Source organism: Clostridium sp. CM74B_53 (genome assembly GCF_036318045.1).
In the GTDB taxonomy this organism is placed as follows: domain Bacteria; phylum Bacillota; class Clostridia; order Lachnospirales; family Lachnospiraceae; genus Pilosibacter.
On sequence record NZ_JAWQDE010000002.1, the window covers coordinates 1 to 16,144 of the forward strand.

Annotated in this window: 20 protein-coding genes; 2 read left to right on the forward strand and 18 right to left on the reverse strand. The window is 48.6% G+C overall.

Going from position 1 to position 16,144, the window contains the following annotated elements; translation table 11 throughout:
- From V2546_RS01385 to V2546_RS01405, 5 genes are all read right to left on the reverse strand, one after another.
- Positions 1 to 146, reverse strand: a 146-nt coding sequence (locus V2546_RS01385; RefSeq protein ID WP_486463550.1) for a transposase, incomplete at its 3' end; no start/stop codon positions are given.
- A 142-nt stretch (positions 147 to 288) separates the two neighbouring features.
- Positions 289 to 477, reverse strand: a complete 189-nt coding sequence (locus V2546_RS01390; RefSeq protein WP_118529910.1) for a hypothetical protein — start codon at positions 475 to 477, stop codon at positions 289 to 291.
- A 144-nt stretch (positions 478 to 621) separates the two neighbouring features.
- Positions 622 to 1,350, reverse strand: a complete 729-nt coding sequence (locus V2546_RS01395) for a PHP domain-containing protein (protein WP_329751357.1) — start codon at positions 1,348 to 1,350, stop codon at positions 622 to 624.
- A gap of 286 nt (positions 1,351 to 1,636) precedes the next feature.
- Complete coding sequence (locus tag V2546_RS01400) at positions 1,637 to 2,128, reverse strand: hypothetical protein (protein WP_329751358.1); 492 nt, start codon at positions 2,126 to 2,128, stop codon at positions 1,637 to 1,639.
- 141 nt (positions 2,129 to 2,269) lie between these two features.
- Positions 2,270 to 2,869 (reverse strand): alpha/beta fold hydrolase, encoded by a 600-nt coding sequence (locus V2546_RS01405; protein ID WP_118297999.1) that lies wholly within the window; start codon positions 2,867 to 2,869, stop codon positions 2,270 to 2,272.
- Positions 2,870 to 3,091: 222 nt separating this feature from the next.
- Here V2546_RS01405 and V2546_RS01410 point away from each other — a divergent pair, with 222 nt between their 5' ends.
- Both V2546_RS01410 and V2546_RS01415 read left to right on the forward strand, forming a co-directional pair.
- The gene (locus tag V2546_RS01410) at positions 3,092 to 3,850 is read left to right on the forward strand and encodes a GNAT family N-acetyltransferase (RefSeq protein ID WP_329751360.1); all 759 of its coding nucleotides are present in this window, start codon (positions 3,092 to 3,094) and stop codon (positions 3,848 to 3,850) included.
- Between the two features lie 23 nt (positions 3,851 to 3,873).
- Entirely contained in the window at positions 3,874 to 4,332 is a 459-nt protein-coding gene (locus V2546_RS01415) for a hypothetical protein (protein ID WP_329751361.1), read from the forward strand.
- Positions 4,333 to 4,398: 66 nt separating this feature from the next.
- Here the strand turns inward: V2546_RS01415 and rsfS are convergent, their stop codons facing one another.
- From rsfS to V2546_RS01480, 13 genes are all read right to left on the reverse strand, one after another.
- Positions 4,399 to 4,752: a ribosome silencing factor gene (gene rsfS / locus V2546_RS01420; RefSeq protein ID WP_486463545.1), complete on the reverse strand. Its 354-nt coding sequence runs from the start codon at positions 4,750 to 4,752 to the stop codon at positions 4,399 to 4,401.
- Positions 4,667 to 5,389 carry a bis(5'-nucleosyl)-tetraphosphatase (symmetrical) YqeK gene (gene yqeK / locus V2546_RS01425; protein WP_329751362.1) on the reverse strand — a complete coding sequence of 241 codons (723 nt, stop codon included), beginning with the start codon at positions 5,387 to 5,389 and terminating at the stop codon, positions 4,667 to 4,669. The genes rsfS and yqeK overlap by 86 nt, the downstream gene beginning before the upstream one ends.
- 114 nt (positions 5,390 to 5,503) lie before the next feature.
- Positions 5,504 to 6,112 carry a nicotinate-nucleotide adenylyltransferase gene (nadD, locus tag V2546_RS01430; RefSeq protein ID WP_118529892.1) on the reverse strand — a complete coding sequence of 203 codons (609 nt, stop codon included), beginning with the start codon at positions 6,110 to 6,112 and terminating at the stop codon, positions 5,504 to 5,506.
- Between the two features lie 128 nt (positions 6,113 to 6,240).
- Positions 6,241 to 6,534 (reverse strand): ribosome assembly RNA-binding protein YhbY, encoded by a 294-nt coding sequence (gene yhbY / locus V2546_RS01435; RefSeq protein WP_015554475.1) that lies wholly within the window; start codon positions 6,532 to 6,534, stop codon positions 6,241 to 6,243.
- Between the two features lie 75 nt (positions 6,535 to 6,609).
- Complete coding sequence (gene obgE / locus V2546_RS01440) at positions 6,610 to 7,893, reverse strand: GTPase ObgE (RefSeq protein WP_118322675.1); 1,284 nt, start codon at positions 7,891 to 7,893, stop codon at positions 6,610 to 6,612.
- A 234-nt stretch (positions 7,894 to 8,127) separates the two neighbouring features.
- Positions 8,128 to 8,418, reverse strand: coding sequence for a 50S ribosomal protein L27 (gene rpmA / locus V2546_RS01445; protein WP_015554473.1), 291 nt, complete (start codon positions 8,416 to 8,418; stop codon positions 8,128 to 8,130).
- Positions 8,419 to 8,422: 4 nt separating this feature from the next.
- Entirely contained in the window at positions 8,423 to 8,752 is a 330-nt protein-coding gene (locus tag V2546_RS01450) for a ribosomal-processing cysteine protease Prp (RefSeq protein WP_015554472.1), read from the reverse strand.
- 8 nt (positions 8,753 to 8,760) lie between these two features.
- Entirely contained in the window at positions 8,761 to 9,069 is a 309-nt protein-coding gene (gene rplU / locus V2546_RS01455; RefSeq protein WP_021905027.1) for a 50S ribosomal protein L21, read from the reverse strand.
- Between the two features lie 257 nt (positions 9,070 to 9,326).
- The gene (locus tag V2546_RS01460) at positions 9,327 to 10,574 is read right to left on the reverse strand and encodes a ribonuclease E/G (protein WP_329751363.1); all 1,248 of its coding nucleotides are present in this window, start codon (positions 10,572 to 10,574) and stop codon (positions 9,327 to 9,329) included.
- Positions 10,567 to 11,295: a TIGR03936 family radical SAM-associated protein gene (locus V2546_RS01465; protein WP_142411606.1), complete on the reverse strand. Its 729-nt coding sequence runs from the start codon at positions 11,293 to 11,295 to the stop codon at positions 10,567 to 10,569. Before V2546_RS01465 ends, V2546_RS01460 begins: the two co-directional genes overlap by 8 nt.
- Complete coding sequence (locus V2546_RS01470; protein ID WP_329751364.1) at positions 11,279 to 13,144, reverse strand: TIGR03960 family B12-binding radical SAM protein; 1,866 nt, start codon at positions 13,142 to 13,144, stop codon at positions 11,279 to 11,281. The genes V2546_RS01465 and V2546_RS01470 overlap by 17 nt, the downstream gene beginning before the upstream one ends.
- Before the next feature lie 138 nt (positions 13,145 to 13,282).
- Positions 13,283 to 15,442 (reverse strand): ATP-binding protein, encoded by a 2,160-nt coding sequence (locus V2546_RS01475; protein WP_329751365.1) that lies wholly within the window; start codon positions 15,440 to 15,442, stop codon positions 13,283 to 13,285.
- 9 nt (positions 15,443 to 15,451) lie between these two features.
- Positions 15,452 to 16,144: a response regulator transcription factor gene (locus tag V2546_RS01480; RefSeq protein WP_015554466.1), complete on the reverse strand. Its 693-nt coding sequence runs from the start codon at positions 16,142 to 16,144 to the stop codon at positions 15,452 to 15,454.

A 16,144-nucleotide genomic window follows, 5' to 3' on the forward strand; every position in this document is an offset into this window, starting at 1 on the left:
TGACATATCTCATAAGAAAACTGCTTTATATCATCTGATATTTGTTTTGACATCAGCAATTTCTTTCTATACTTGCATACGAAAATAATATGATACTGTAACAAATATTTGTGTCTGTTTTTGATTTTCACGTTTCCATAACGCAAGTATAGCACAAACCTCCGCTTCCGGCTACCTTAACCCACCGTCTAAAGCCAGTGGGATTGCGGTAGCCCTATTTCAAAGAAGGATAAATGTCAGCTGATCTGAGCATTCATCCTCTTCCATTGTTTCCTATAATATTGCTATTTAGAAGTCATCATCCATATCACAATCATCGAAGTCAATGTCATCCTCGTCGTCATCATCTTCATCGAAATCTCCGGCATCTCCAAAAAGAGCCTCGTGTTCCTCTTTGCTGGTACACATTAATTCATCCCATAAGAATCTTTCAGTTGCATCAATTTTTCCATCACCGTTAAAATCCTTCCACTTCATACCGGCGCCCTCCTTAAAGATTGCTGATTTGTTTTTCTTTGTACCCTTATCATAACACAAATGCTGTCCAATAAAACGGACTATTCATATTTATTACTTTGTTTGAAATATCTTTTTGGAATCTGTAAACTCCCTATTACCTCGTTATTGGAAATCTGGCAGTTCCAGCCTTTTTAATTTGTGAGCATCCAATCCGATAACCGTCTCCACACCGTTCACTTCGGCTATCTCCCAGAACTCCTTCCAATAATGATGTTTGTGTCGCATGGAGGAACAATTCTTTTCCAGAGGCAATCCATATTTCACAGCTGCATCAATCACCCGTACAGCAACTGCTTCCATTTCCAGAGTCCAGATTTTCTGTCTTCTGAAAATCCGATCCGGATGAGCAACGATCTTGAAACAGCCTGTTTTCATTCCCGCGATCATCGCATCGCCAAGAACTGTGTATTCGTCAACCTGTAATCGTTCTTTCGGCCATTCGAACGTATAATGCTCTCTGTCTTCCGGGTCTTCTGCCATATGCTGTCCAAGCAAAAGAATTTCCAAATCCGAATTATTGGAAAGTTCTTGATAATATCCACTCTGATCATATCTGGAAAAATACTCAATCTCCAGTCCGATATGAATTTTGATTTTTCTCTGATACTGTTCCTTCAGATTTTTAAGAGTGGATATGTATTCCGGCAGTTCCTCATACTTCATCCGTCCGCCAAACGGATTACCGGGGAATGGAGCGTGATCCGTAAAGCAGATATCAGTTGCTCTAAGACCAATCGCTTTTTTGATATATTCTTCATCGGATACCATCTCTGCATGTCCGCAGCGGAACGTATGCACATGGAAAAGATATCGTTCTCCTAATGAAATCATTTTTACGCTCTCCTTTCATGGTGCCAAACACATGACGGCATACCATTAAATACATTTTATAAACGGTAGGGTATCCGTTTGAATTGTAGAGCCGTATAATCCAGCTGTATAGCAGTTCTCCAGGATACGGCCGGAAACATGTCGGCATGGTTATTGCATTCATGTAATCTTCTCTCTTTCATCATTATTTTTTGTGAAAGAATTATGGAAAGAAAACGATTTGTTTTGGCAAAAAAAGAAGCACGGACCGTGACGATCCGCGCCTCCTGTCGTAAGTACAAATGCTTTATATTTTGGGAATACCGAGCGAAATTTCTTCTGCCTGAAATGAGATGCAGCCGTTCTGAGTAAGGGAGAAGCCGTGAGTGATCATATTCTGGCACACCTGCATATAAACCAGTACATTTTTCTGTCTGGAAACCAGATTTTGCAGATGCAGTTTGATTTCCCAATCATTGACCTCACGACCATACTTAATCGCTTTCACAATACGAAGCATCGGATGAGCGGTCTCGCGGATCTCTTTTACCCATTTCTTCCGCTTTTCCTCAAATTCTTCCATGGACATATCCATAAATTTGCCATCCTTAATGTCCGTGATGATATCCGGATACTTTTTGGTTCCCCAGATATCCAGATATGAGCAGCGGGCTTCTACCGGAGTGAACAGCACCTCCAGCAGATACTCAAAATCGGGATCCGCGTCCACTCTTGAACCAAGCCCCAACCCGATATCATGGCTTTCTTTGGAGATCAGTTCTTCCAGTGTGTCGTACAAATCAAACATCTCATGAGTGTCCGGGATAAACATAGTTTTCCATCATATGAATTTCTCCTTTCCTTCCAGAACAATAGATTTTTTTCCGTATTCTTCGTTTTCCAGTTCAATCGCATTTGCCGAAGTTTTTATTGAATCTGATCAGATATATTTTTTGATCCATTGATCAAGGAATGCCATCTGATTGTCCGTGTGAAACCAATGTTCCCCGCCTTTCATGACGGTCAGTGTGGCACCAATCTGGTCTGCAAAACAGGAAATGGTTTCATAAGATGTCAGGCTATCCCGATCCCCGTACAAAATGTGTGTCGGAACATTCCACGCAACAGGATGTTCTTTTACATAACAAAGATATTCCCATGAAAGTGTTTCACCGAACGCTGTCGGGATATTCTTCCTGCACTTAAGCTCTTCTTCCGTAACATTGGCCCACAGCATCATATCAGAAATCAGCTTTTTCATGTCTACGACTGGTGAAATAAAATAAGCTTTGCTGATTTTTTTGTCCGTTAAAGCGTTCATGGAAAAGAAAGCTCCTATGCTGTTGGCAATGATTTCCACAGGCTGAGCATTCCGGCAGACCGTGTCAAAGAATTTCGGAAATTCTTCCCTGGCCTCCCATGGTGTCTGCGATTCATAATCAAAACCAATGACATCACAGTTGCCAAAAAGCGGCTTATAATGAATGGCTTCTTCGGCATTACCGCCTTTGCCGTGAATGTATATGATAGTTTTTGCCATAAAATGATTCTCCCAGTACGTTCAATTTATTCTGTCTCCAGTATAAGCCGCCGCACGGACTGCGTCAATCACACACTTGTGTATAAGAGAAACATAGAATCCCACGCGGCACTTCGGAGACGCAGGTTGAGTGTAATTACGGCACTCCGCCTGCTGTCCTTTTTACCTGCATTATGATAGAATGGACCCATAATGATCGAACACGCAAAGGAAATGATGGGTATGAACATTGAATTAAGAAAACTTCTGGATTCGGATAAGGAGACATACTTCGAATTGGAAAATGAAACATGGGTAAACAAGCGCATGCTGCAGGACGAAGAAGCGAACGACCGATCGTGGAAAGCCATGTTTGCCGATACCGAGGCTCATTATGCCGTTCTTATGGGCGATCAGATCTGCGGATTTGCTTCCATTCTGAAACTGGGCGAAGAAGTTCAGGAATTTGGGCTGGAACTTTTTGAAAGATTCCGTCATCAGGGGATTGGATATGCCGCTTTGGTTCGGTTACTGGAAATCTGTAAGAATGAATATCATGTGAAGAAACTCCACAGCAAGGTATACCCGGATAACTTTCCAAGCATTTTGCTTATGAGAAAGATCGGCGGTACTCCCTATGAAATCACGGAGAACCCGTGCATCGAGGAATCTTTACGGACAGAGTTTCAAAAAAACAATGCTGAACTGATTTCGGATAACGTGAAAAGAATGGCGGAACTCTTTGGCGTTGAACCGGAGCTGCTGCTTTCCAATTTGCTGGTATTTCAGATCCCGCTCCAGCCTGCGGAAATACGTTTTTCTCTTTCTTTGACCGGTGATCTCAGTTATGAGAAAAAGATAGAAACCAAAGCAATCAACCACATGTATCAGGAAACAACTCGGATTCTGAAATCCATACTGGAAAAGGCGAAAAAAGGCACAGAAGAAGATTTTAGGAAAGAAATGATGGATATGATTGAAAATCTTGAATCGCGTATGTAATGCAGGACTGAGCAGGGAGATTTTTGAAATTCTGTGAATCATCGTTTTTTCAGGTAAAGAAAAAGCACGGACGCTGGGTTCGTGCTTTTTCTTTGGGTAAATTGGTGAGTTTAGATTGTTGGAATGAAGGTGCCGTTGTTCCAGGTATCTGCTCGTTTTGTGAATTCAGGATGAGACCAGTATCCTACAAACATATTTTCAAAATCGGATACATTTGTAATGTCCCAGTGTTTGATGCCGCTTTCCTGCCGATTCTGAAAGACTTTGCGGAGATCACCGGTTCCAGACTGAAAATCCAGCAAGACCCGTGGCATGACATCACGGCAACTTTCAGCAGTCAGTGCGGCATTGATATTACGCCGCGTGAAAAGAGAATGCGTATGGTCATCTCGGCCGCCGATCATATCAGCATCAATAAACAGACCGATTCCGACCGGGTGGATTTTTCTCTTATCTTCGGTTTTCCGGATGATGCAGAATAAGAAACAACAGGGATGTACGGATCAATCTAAATCCGTCATCCCTGTTTTCGTATATATACATCTCTCCTACAGCTCGTCCACCGACTCCACGATCTTTCCGTCTCTCCAGATCCTCTCAAGATCATAGAACAGACGGTCTTCCTTGGAGAATACGTGTACGATCACATCGCCGTAGTCCATGAGTACCCATGTAGAGCTCATGCTGCCTTCTTTCTGGTGGCACTCGTAACCTGCCTTGAAGAGCTTCTCCTCCACTTTATCAACTAATGCCTGTGTCTGGTTTGCGTTGGAAGCGCTCGCGAGAACGAAGTAATCCGCGATCACGGAAACGCCTTCAATGTCGATAATTTTTACATCTTCGCCTTTTTTCTCTTCCAAAGCCTCGACTGCAAGCTTTACCATTTCTTTTGACTGATTCAACTGATTGTTCCTCCTTGTCTTGATCGGTCTCTCCGGCCGCGCCGGCTGTCTCTTTCTGTTTTTCTGAAACGACACGGCGCATATCCTGGCAGGCCGCCTCCGTCATCGGATCGATCTGGCACCCGGTGCTCTTCAGATACTCGAGAATGCTCTCCATGATCTCAAAGCATGCCTGATCCAGGTCAATAAAGGCAAGCTTCCGCATTTCAGGAAGATTTGCCGCCTTGGACCGTCTCGGTTCAATATAATCCGCCACATAGAGGATCTTGTCGAGCAGACTCATGCCCGGCTTTCCCGTCGTATGGCAGGTGATCGCGCTTAAGATCTCCGGATTATCCACTCCATATTTGTTCTCAGCCATCCACGCCCCGAGTTTCGCATGGAGCAGGGACGGGTCGCGCTCTTCCTCGGCTGTCACCGGGATCCCGCGGTCCAGACATTTCTGAAGCATGACCGGATTTTCAAAGCGTTTTGCCGAATCATGCAGAAGTCCCGCAAGATCGGCTTTATCAAGATCGTACCCATACCGCATTGCAAGCGCCTGACAGGTAAATTCTACGCCGAGCGTGTGCTCGTACCGGTACGCATCGAGTTTTTTCTTTAAATGTTTTCTGATTTCAGGTACCCGACTATCCATAATGAATCTTCTTTCTGAATCTGCCCCGCCGGGATATCTCCCGCACGGTTCCTTCGTTTTCACCTGTTTTATTACAGTCAGGAGCCGGACTGTCTCCTTGCAGTTTACCTGCCTCTATTTCCTGTACAATCCTGTTTCCCTGATGTAATTTGCAACGGCTTCGGGCGTGTCTTTCGAGAGGTCCTCCCCCAGCGCCGCCCGTTTCCGGATATCCGCGGACGCTTCCTCGATCTTCGGGTTGTGGAGGATCCGGATATCAGCCCCATATTTTTTATTGAGGTAAGAAACCTCATCTTCAAGGGAAACACCGCCGTCCTCGTATGTCCTTCCGGAGACCAGGAGTACCGCCTGTGCCATCACCTGTTCGGGATGATACCAGGATTCCAGCTGATACAGGGAATCTGCCCCGATGATAAAATAGACCTCGATATCCGGGTACGCTTCCTTCAAAAGCGCCAGTGTCTGCGCCGTGTAGGTATTTCCTTCGCGTCCCATCTCAAAATCGGAGACCGAAAAATACGGAACGGATTCCGTGGCAAGCTCCAGCATCCGGATGCGCGCCGCTCCGTCTGTGATATGATGATCTTTTTTGTGCGGCGGAACATGAGACGGCATGAACCAGATCTCATCCAGCCCATACTCCCGGTGAGCCTGTTCTCCAAGGAGCAGGTGTCCGTTATGGACCGGGTCAAATGTTCCCCCAAGAATACCAACGCGTCTCATAGGATCCTCCATTACCGACAGGATTATCGTTTTTCCTGTTCTTCCCGTTCCGCAGTCCGTGCGGAGATCACTTTCGCAAATTTCCGGCACAAAGCGGACATTCAGGAATACAGGTATTTCCGCGGCAATTACGGAAGAACGATCTTCCGGTCTTTCTCTTCCTTCGCCGGTTTGTACAGAACGATCATCTTTCCGATCACCTGTACAACCTCAGAATGAGTACGCTCTGCAAGGATCTGTGCAAGGTCTTTTCCGTCATCCGCACAGTTCTTCAGAACGTGGATCTTGATCAGCTCTCTCGCGTTTAATGCTTCCTCAACGGATTTTGTGATCTCCGGTGTGAGGCTGGATTTACCGATCTGTAAAACGGCATCCATCGTCATTGCAAGTCCCTTTAAATAGGAACGCTGTTTGCTTGTCATAATAACTCCTTTTCATATATGGAAAAGCGCGGCTCCCTGGATGTTCCCATGAAACGCCCGGGAAGCTCCGGCGCATTATTTATAGTAATCAAATACGAGTCCGTACATGCGGACGGTATCGCCCTCCTGGATCCCCGCTTTTTCAAGATCTGCAAGGATTCCGGACTGCTTTAAGAATTTCTGGAAGAAGTCAAAACCTTTCTCGGAATCAAGATTCGTGTATCCGAGCATCTTCTCGATCCTCGGTCCCTCGACCACGTAAATGCCGTCCTCATCCTTCTCGACCGTGTACGGAAGGGAACGATCGCCGACATACTCGATCTCGAACTCTTTCTCGAAGATCTTCGGTGTGCGGTCTGTATTTTTGATCACGTCATAGAGATAATACAGAAGATCGTTCACGCCCTCGCCGCTGACTGCGGAGATTCCGAATACCGGGATCCCCATCGGCTCGAACTCTTTCTTCAAATCTGCAAGCGGATCTGCGCCCTCATCATAAACTGCATCCAGCTTGTTGGCTGCGATCGCCTGCGGAAGCTTTAAAAGCTCCGGGTTGTAGGCGGAAAGCTCATCCATGATCGCATGAACATCCGCGATCGGATCACGTCCCTCTACGGAAGCCGCGTCAACCACATGGAGCAGGACTTTCGTGCGCTCGATATGACGAAGGAACTCATGTCCAAGACCGGCTCCCTCGGATGCGCCCTCGATCAGTCCCGGGATATCCGCCATTACAAAGCTGTTCCCGTCACCGAGATTTACAACGCCAAGGTGCGGATTCAGGGTCGTGAAATGGTAGTTTGCGATCTTCGGTCTCGCATTGGAAACGCGGGATAACAGGGTGGATTTTCCGACGTTCGGGAATCCGACAAGTCCCACATCCGCGATCACCTTTAACTCCAGCTGTACCCAGAGTTCCTGTCCCGGCTGTCCCGGCTGGGCATATTTCGGAACCTGCATCGTCGCTGTTGCGAAGTGCATATTTCCAAGGCCGCCCTTTCCGCCCTTTAAGATCACTTCACGGCGATTTTCGCCGGACATATCCGTGATCACTTTTCCGGTTTCCAGGTCCTTAACGACAGTACCTTCCGGGACCTTGACGATCAGGTCCTTTCCGTCAGCGCCGTGGCAGCGGCGTTTTCCGCCTTCCTCGCCATTTCCGGCCGCATATTTTCTTACATGACGGAAATCTACGAGCGTATTTAATCCATCATCCACTTCGAAGATGATGTCTCCGCCTCTTCCGCCGTCACCGCCGTCAGGTCCTCCATTCGGAACATACAGTTCACGCCGGAAGCTTACATGTCCGTTTCCGCCGTTTCCTGATCTGATAAATACTTTTGCACTGTCTGTAAACATGGAAAACCGTCCTCTCAATAAATCTTTTGTAACTACTCAGTATCCTCAAGCCTGTGTCTTATTACGGTCAGCGCAGCAAGTGCGCAGACCTACTGGATTGTTACAATCTTTTACCTATAAAAAATGTAACAGCAAAACCTTTCTTTCCTGTTTCCATGAATCCCGAGTCTCACTGTTACACTGCCATCTAATCTTAAAAAAGCTCCATACCATCCAGTATGGAGCTCTTCGTTATTATTCGTTGATTGCCTGAGGATATACAGAAACCTGTTTTTTGTCTCTGCCCTTTCTCTCAAACTTAACAACACCGTCAACTTTTGCGAATAATGTATCATCGCCGCCGATGCCTACGTTAAGACCCGGATGGATCTTTGTTCCGCGCTGTCTGTAAAGGATGTTGCCAGCTAATACGAACTGTCCGTCTGCTCTCTTAGCTCCAAGGCGTTTGGACTCAGAATCACGTCCGTTCTTTGTGGAACCAACACCTTTCTTATGAGCAAATAACTGAAGGTTCATCTTAAACATATCGTTACACCTCCCTGAATCGAAATTTGATATATTCTGCTCCATATTCATCCCGGATGTTTTCGAGTCCGAGGATCAGGGATTTCATGAGGAGCTGCGACTCAGAACTTATTTTATCCGGGAAGGAAAAAGAAAAGCTTCCGCCGTCTTCCCCCACACTTCCTTCGAAGTGATCGTCCGTAAATGTTTCAACGGAGTTTGCCATGTTGAGAACCAGTGCGGAAACAGCAGCACAAATCACGTCCTGTCCGTATTCTGCATAGCCAGCATGACCATTGATATCGATTCCCTTTACTACTTCGTTCCTGTCACGCAGGATATTTACCTGAATCATAATCTTAATTAAGCATTGATCTTTTCAATCTTAACCTGAGTATAAAGCTGTCTGTGGCCATTTTTCTTATGGTAGCCAGATTTGCGCTTATACTTGTAAACGATAACTTTTTTGCCCTTGCCAACTTTCTCTACTGTTGCAGATACTGTTGCACCCTCAACGGTCGGGCATCCGATTGTAAGCTCTCCGTTGTTAACAGCAAGAACCTGATCAAAAGTTACTGCAGAACCAACCTCTGCGTCGATTCTCTCGATCTTGATGCTGTCGCCCTCGGCTACTCTATACTGCTTACCGCCAGTTGCAATAATCGCGTACATATTGCACCTCCTATTATCATTACTCGCCAGTTATGGTGTCCTCCGTTATGGAGTCCTTGGAAACCTCACTGTGCGGCACACTAGATAACTATATCAAATACTTTTCTTGTTGTCAATCACTTTTTCTGCAATTTTTTACATTTTTATTTTCTGTCTCCGGGGGCTCTCTCTTCATATCTGAAATCCAGCTCTCCCAGTGAATATCTTCATTCAGAGCGAAGATTTTTTCCGTTCACCAACTGTTATCTTCTTTCTGTCTACACCCGCACCTGCTCATGCAGCGGCCGCCGGATCTTCTTTCTCGTGAGCTCCACAAGGCCTAACGGCGTCATGTCCACGAGGACTGTCTTTACGAGATCGGCAGCAACCGCCCGCCGCATCGCCGCCAGGAGCGCTTTCCGGCTCTCCTCCTCTTTCATGTCGATAAAATCAACGATGATGATCCCGGAGAGATTCCGGAGTCTCAGCTGGACAGCGATCGCCTCCGCCGCCTCCAGATTCGTCTTCAGATACGTCTCCTCCGAAGTTTTCTTTGAGACACTCTTTGCCGTATTGACGTCGATCACCGTGAGCGCCTCCGTCGGCTCGATCACAAGATTTCCGCCGGATTTCAGCCAGACCGTCTTCGCGAGCGCCTGCGACAGGATCGTCTCCAGGTGATAGAGCGCGGTGAGTGGAAATTCATCCTCATAAAACCGGATCACCGGTCTCCCTGCGCCCATGCCTGCGGCGTGCTCTCCGGAGCCAGCCGCATTGGGAGATGCACCGGAAATCGCATCCGGAAGAACCGCCGTTCCCAGTGCATCCTGAAGTTCCTTATAAACTTCCGGCAGGTCCGTAACAACCTCAAGACCTTCCGAGATCTTCAGATCCCGCACCGTGCGGACTGCAAAGCTCTCCGGCCGGTACAGCACGCTGCAGCATGTCCGGCTCGCCGCTATCCTGCAGATCTCCTGGTAACGCTCAAACAGTGATTCAAACTCCGCAAACACCGCGTCGAGCCCGGCTGTCTCCCCGTTTGTGCGGATGACAAGACCGCAGTTTCCGTGGGAAGTCTCTTCCCAGTGGCGTTTTGCCGCCTCCCGCCATTCCTTATCGCGGATCTTTGCGGAGATCCCGAGGGAACTCGTCCCCGCAGTGAGCACTGCCGTCTGCCCGGTCAGTGTGAGATTCGAGGTGAGGACTGCGTCCTTCGTCTTCACGGCGGACCGCTCCACCTGGACAAGGATCTCATCCCCCGCTTTTAACGGGCCATGATCCGGCTTCCCGTCCGCATACAGCGGGCAACTGTTCTCCTTCAAGCTGTAAAACCCGTTGACTCCCGGCCGGTACTCCACGAAGGCCGCGTTGATGTTCTTTGCGATATTCTTTACTTTTCCGACGAAGATGACCCCCGTCTCTTCCTCCGCCGCCTCCGGCTCAAAATCGATCCGGACGGCACGTCCATTTTCAAAAAGCACTGCGGCGGTCTTCCCGCGCAGTGCCGTAATGATCAGCTTATCCAATCTTTTCTCCAATTTCTTCCCCGAAGGATTCCAGAGTCACAAAATCATGGTCTCCTGCATCCGCGTAAACTTCCTCACGGTTGATGCGGAATGCAAACTGCGGATACTCTTTTCCGATGGACTTGCAGTACGCCTCAAGAACGAGCTCCGGCTTTACGTTGGCGGCACTTCCGGAGGATAACTGAAGGAACAGTCCGTCTCCGTTCTCCGCGCGGTGTGCCTTGTAGATCAGGGGCTTTAAGTCCATTTCCTTCTCGCCCTTTTTCGTCTTTTTCACGATATTAAGGTTCCCGTTTTCGATGAAATCAAGGATTCCTGTATAGAACTCCTCCGCCGTCATGGAGAGTCCGTTCTCGTAATCATCCCTCAGGACGATCGTGTAGTCACAGGCTGCGACGATACTCATCGCATTCTCCGCATTGTCCGGGAGCAGACGGTAGCTTAAGACCTCCACGCCCTCGACCATCGTCTCATTTAAGCGTTTTACCATCTCCACAGAGGAATCCGTGGACAACACTTCGATATCGAGGTACTCTCCGCTTCCCGTGAGACCGACACCAAGCGGTGCCGCAAAGGACATGATCTGGTGCGGGGAGAAACCTTCGGAATAGCGGATATCCACATCCGCGCGGCGCATGGCCTTCTGGAAATAGCGCATCGTGTCGAGATGTCCGATGAACTTCATGGCTCCCTGCTTGGAAAACTTAATTCTGATCTTCATAACAGACACCTCCTCCAAATCTTCTCACACCGCAGCCGGAACAGCGCATTCTGCAGTTCGGGGTGACAGTCTCTTTGGTCGCGTTGATCCACTCTCTCTTTAAGAATTCCTTCGTCACACCTGTGTCGATGAAATCCCACGGGAATATCTCATCGAGAGAGCGTGCTCTCGTCGTATAGAAATCGATGTCCACGCCGCATGTCTCAAAGGCATTCATCCAGATCTCATTGTGAAAGCTCTCAGACCATGCGTCATAGAGCGCGCCCTGTCTGTAGGCCTCCTCAATGACAGCAGCGACCTTCCGGTCTCCACGGGCAAGAACGCCCTCGAGGACCGTCACGTCCGCCTCATGCCAGTTGTATTTTAAGCTCTTGTGGTTCAGCATCTCGTGCATCTTGTGGTTTACAATGCGGGCTTTTCCGAGGAACTCCTCTTTTGTACTCATCTGCGCCCACTGGAATGGGGTAAATGGCTTCGGAACGAAGAATGACGTACTCGCAACGACCTGTACCTTTCCGTTTCGCTTGTCCTTCGGAATCTCGTAGTACTTCTCCGCGATCTTCTCGGAAAGCAGGGCAATTCCTTCCATGTCCTCCACAGTCTCCGTCGGAAGACCCAGCATGAAATACAGCTTTACACGGTTCCATCCGCCCTGGAATGCCAGTGCGGAGCCATTTAAGATATCTTCCTCTGTCAGTCCCTTATTGATCACGTTTCTCAGACGCTGGGAACCCGCCTCCGGCGCGAAGGTCAGGCTGCTCTTCTTGACATCCTGAACCTTGCTCATAACGTCAAGGGAGAAGGCGTCGATACGCAGGGACGGCAGGGACACGTTCACGCCTTTGCCGTGGAAGGTATCAATCAGGAATGTTACAAGCTCTTCCAGACTTCTGTAGTCACTGGAACTTAAGGAGCTTAAGGAGATCTCCTCGTGTCCCGTGCTCTTTAACATTTTATAAGCCAGCTCTTTTAAATGCTCTACATTCTTCTCGCGGACCGGACGGTAGATCATTCCCGCCTGACAGAAACGACAGCCGCGGATGCAGCCGCGCATGATCTCGAGAACCACGCGGTCCTGGGTCGCCTTGATAAACGGAACCAACGGTTTCTCCGGGTAGACGGACTCTGTCATTTCCATAACAAGCTGCTTTTCCACCTTCTCCGGCACCCCCGGCGCTGTCGGCAGAAAGCTCCTGATCGTGCCGTCTTCCTCATATGTCACTTCGTATAAGGACGGGACATAGATTCCCGGAATTCCCGCTGCCTTTCTCAAGAACTCCTGTCTGGAATCCCCGTTCTTTCTGGACTCCTTGTAGACATCAAGAAGCTTCCGATAGGAGACCTCTCCCTCTCCGATATAAAACATATCAAAGAACACCGCGATCGGCTCCGGGTTGTAGGAACACGGACCGCCACCGATGACGATCGGATCATCCCAGGTACGATCCTCCGCGTGAAGCGGAATGCCGGAAAGCTCCAGCACCTGTAAAATATTCGTGTAGCACATCTCATACTGAAGCGTGATTCCAAGGAAATCGAATTCCTTCACCGGGTCCTGGGACTCAAGGGCAAATAATGGGATATGTTTCTCCCTCATGATCTTATCAAGATCCGTCCACGGGGAGTATACACGCTCACAGTACACGTCCTCGTACTTGTTAAACATATCATAAAGAATCTGGATTCCCAGATGGGACATTCCGATATCGTATACATCCGGGAAACACATGGCGAACCGGACGTCCACAGCGGACGGATCCTTCTTCACCATATTCACCTCACCGCCGATGTAGCGGGCGGGCTGCTGGATACTCAAGAGTATCTCTTCTGGCAATGCTAATTTTCTCATAATTACCTGTTTTTCCTGTCTTATTTAAAGTTTGCTGTTTCTATCTATCCTGTTGCGGACACACGAACCCGCAGAAACGTAGTCAATCCGCATCATTATACGTTATTTTCCTGTTTTCCGCAAGGGATTATTCTCGGTTTACCCCTCAAACATCTCCGCAAATTCCTCCGCAAACTCATCTTTCAGCATAAACCGGTCGATCATGCCGTTATTCAGGTACCATTCGAAATCGGCTCCTCCCTGTTCCGCGATCAGGATCAGACGGATCTCCGGATTGATGCGGCGGACTACCTCACACAGTTCGATTCCGTTCATGGTCGGCAGTGTGTACTCTGCGATCAGAAGATCATAGGCTGACGGATCTTTCTGGACCCGGTCAATAAGGGCCGCCGGGTGTGCGTACAGATCTACCGTCTTCCGGCTGTGAGATGCGGCCGCTTTCCAGGTCTTCGCGGACTCTTCACTGGAGACAATCGCGATCTTTTGGACATGCTTCAACCGTTTCCGGCCATCATCTTCTACCTCTGTGCTGTTCTGCGGGATCTCCAGGATAAATGTGGTTCCCTCTCCCGACTTACTCTCCACACAGATCGTTCCGCCGACCGATGTCACCATATTCTGGACCACCGAAAGACCAAGTCCGGTACCCTGTCTGGATCCCTTTGTCGTGTAGAACGGTTCAAAGATCTTCTGCATGGCATCGTCCCCGATTCCGCAGCCGGTATCGGACACCTGCAGACAGATCATATCGTTCCCTTTTGCCTCCAGACGGATCAGCAGTTCTTTTTTCTCCGTCTTTTCCATGGCCTGAAAGGCATTTTTACTCAGATTCAGCAGGATATGTTCCGCCATCCGTCTGCGTCCTAAAACATACAGTGGCTCCTCCGTGATCTCTGTTTTCAACGTGATCGCCGCCGGGGCAAGCTGCCGCACGATAGATACCGCATTCCCGACTTCTTCCGTAAAGTTCAGCAGTTCCAGCCGCACACCGGTATCCTGTCTGGAAAAGGCAAGCAGTTCTTTTGACAGATTCGATGCCTGATCCACCGACTTTGTGATCTCATGGATCATCTCCTGATTCTCGGAAGAAATGGATTCATCATTCTCAAGAAGCTCCGCATAGATCAGCACCGGTGTCAGATAATTGTTGAATTCATGCGCAATGTGGCTCGCCATCATTCCCAGCGACTGGATTCGCTGGTAATGCCGGATCTCGTTGTTTTTCTGGACCAGCATCTCCATTCCGTGATTGATCTCTTTTAAATACGTGATCTCCTTTTGCTGGGATTCCGCCAGAAAACGGTTTCTCAGAAAGAACACTGTGACCACCACAAGAATCAGGACATAAGGTATCATAACCCCGATCATCATCGTCATCATGCTTTCCAGTGGCCCCGAAAGTTCCTGGAGCGGAAGTGTGGAATTAATGATCCATCGTTCTCCCTGGATCGAGATCGCCTGAAATGCGACGACACGTCGGACTTTTTTTAATCTCGGATCATCCCATACATAGGTGTCGATCACACCGGTTCCGGAATCTTCTTTTTCCTGTCTGGAGATCCAGGTTTCTAGACTGCTCAGATCCAGATCCGGATATTTCTGGATGCGCCCCTCAACTGCCTCCAGACCGATCTGATTCTTCGCATGGTGCATGATGATATTCATGTTCTGATCCTTTACCGTGGAATATCCGGCCTCACCGATCTTTACCGGCGCGACGATCTTCTCGTACAGTGCTTTCAGATCCATGGCAAATGTAAGGGTACAGATTCCGGACATGGAAGAAACTTCCTTCTCAATATAAAGCTCATACCAGCCCGTCCGGTCCGAAATTTCCTTTCCGGTGATCCTGGCCTTCTGATCTTTGTTCCCGGGCGCCACGCTCATCGTCTTCTCAGCTGAAGATTCCTGAACTGCTTCCTTTCCCGATTCATACTTAAACCTTGTCCCGTCTGGCTCCGTCACTGTGATCCAGTTATAGACATCTGCATTCTTCTTTAAAAAATATGATGTCCACAGCTTGATCCCATTGGACTCTGCCCATTCTTCCGGGATCCCGCGCTGTGAATAAAACAGATCGATCTCATCCAGCTGCTGTTCCAGATAGGAATCGAGATTGTTTCCTACGATCCCGGCCATAGTCAAAAGCTGGCTCTCCTCTGTCCGGATCACCTGCTCCCGGTACCGGCTGTAAAATCTGAAGCCTGCAAGCACCACCACAAGGGATAAAGCGATCAACACCCCAACTGCCATCAGCTTCAGTTTCCATCGATTTAAGAATTCTTCTGTCTTCTTCATTTTTTATCCCTACACATTCAGCATATATCCGATTCCACGCACCGTCTTCAGATACCGGGGCTGCTTCGGGTCATCCTCGATCTTGTTCCGGATCCGTTTCACATAGACGGTGATGGTATTGTCATCCACCACTGCCTCATTCCACACCTGCGTGTAAAGCTGTTCCTTCGTAAATACCTGTCCCGGATGCTCCATCAGGAACCGGAACAGGGTCATCTCTCTGGCAGTAAAATTTAACGGCTCACCGTTTTTCAGGCACTCCATCTTTAAGGTATCTACTGTAAACGGACCCTTGCGGATCCCGGCGTCTCCGGCTGCTCCCTGGCTGTAGATCTGACTTCTGCGGATCAGCGCCTTTGCTGTCTGGATCAGGATCGCAGTATGAAACGGCTTTGTCAGATAACTGTCCGCGCCAAAGCCCAGCCCCAGCACCTGATCCATCTCATCGGATTTTCCCGACAGCATCATGACCGGCGTGTGGTCTCCCGCAGCGCGCATTGCCTGCAGCACATCATAACCACCCACATGTTCCATCATTACGTCCAGGATCACCAGATGGAACTGTTGTTTCTTTAAAAGTTCCAGAGCTTCGCTTCCATCGGCTGCCTCCGTCACCTGCATTCCTTCACGGGTCAGGGCGGTCCGCACAGCCAGCCGGATCGCCCGCTCATCGTCCACCAGTAGGATTTTTTCTGTATTCAT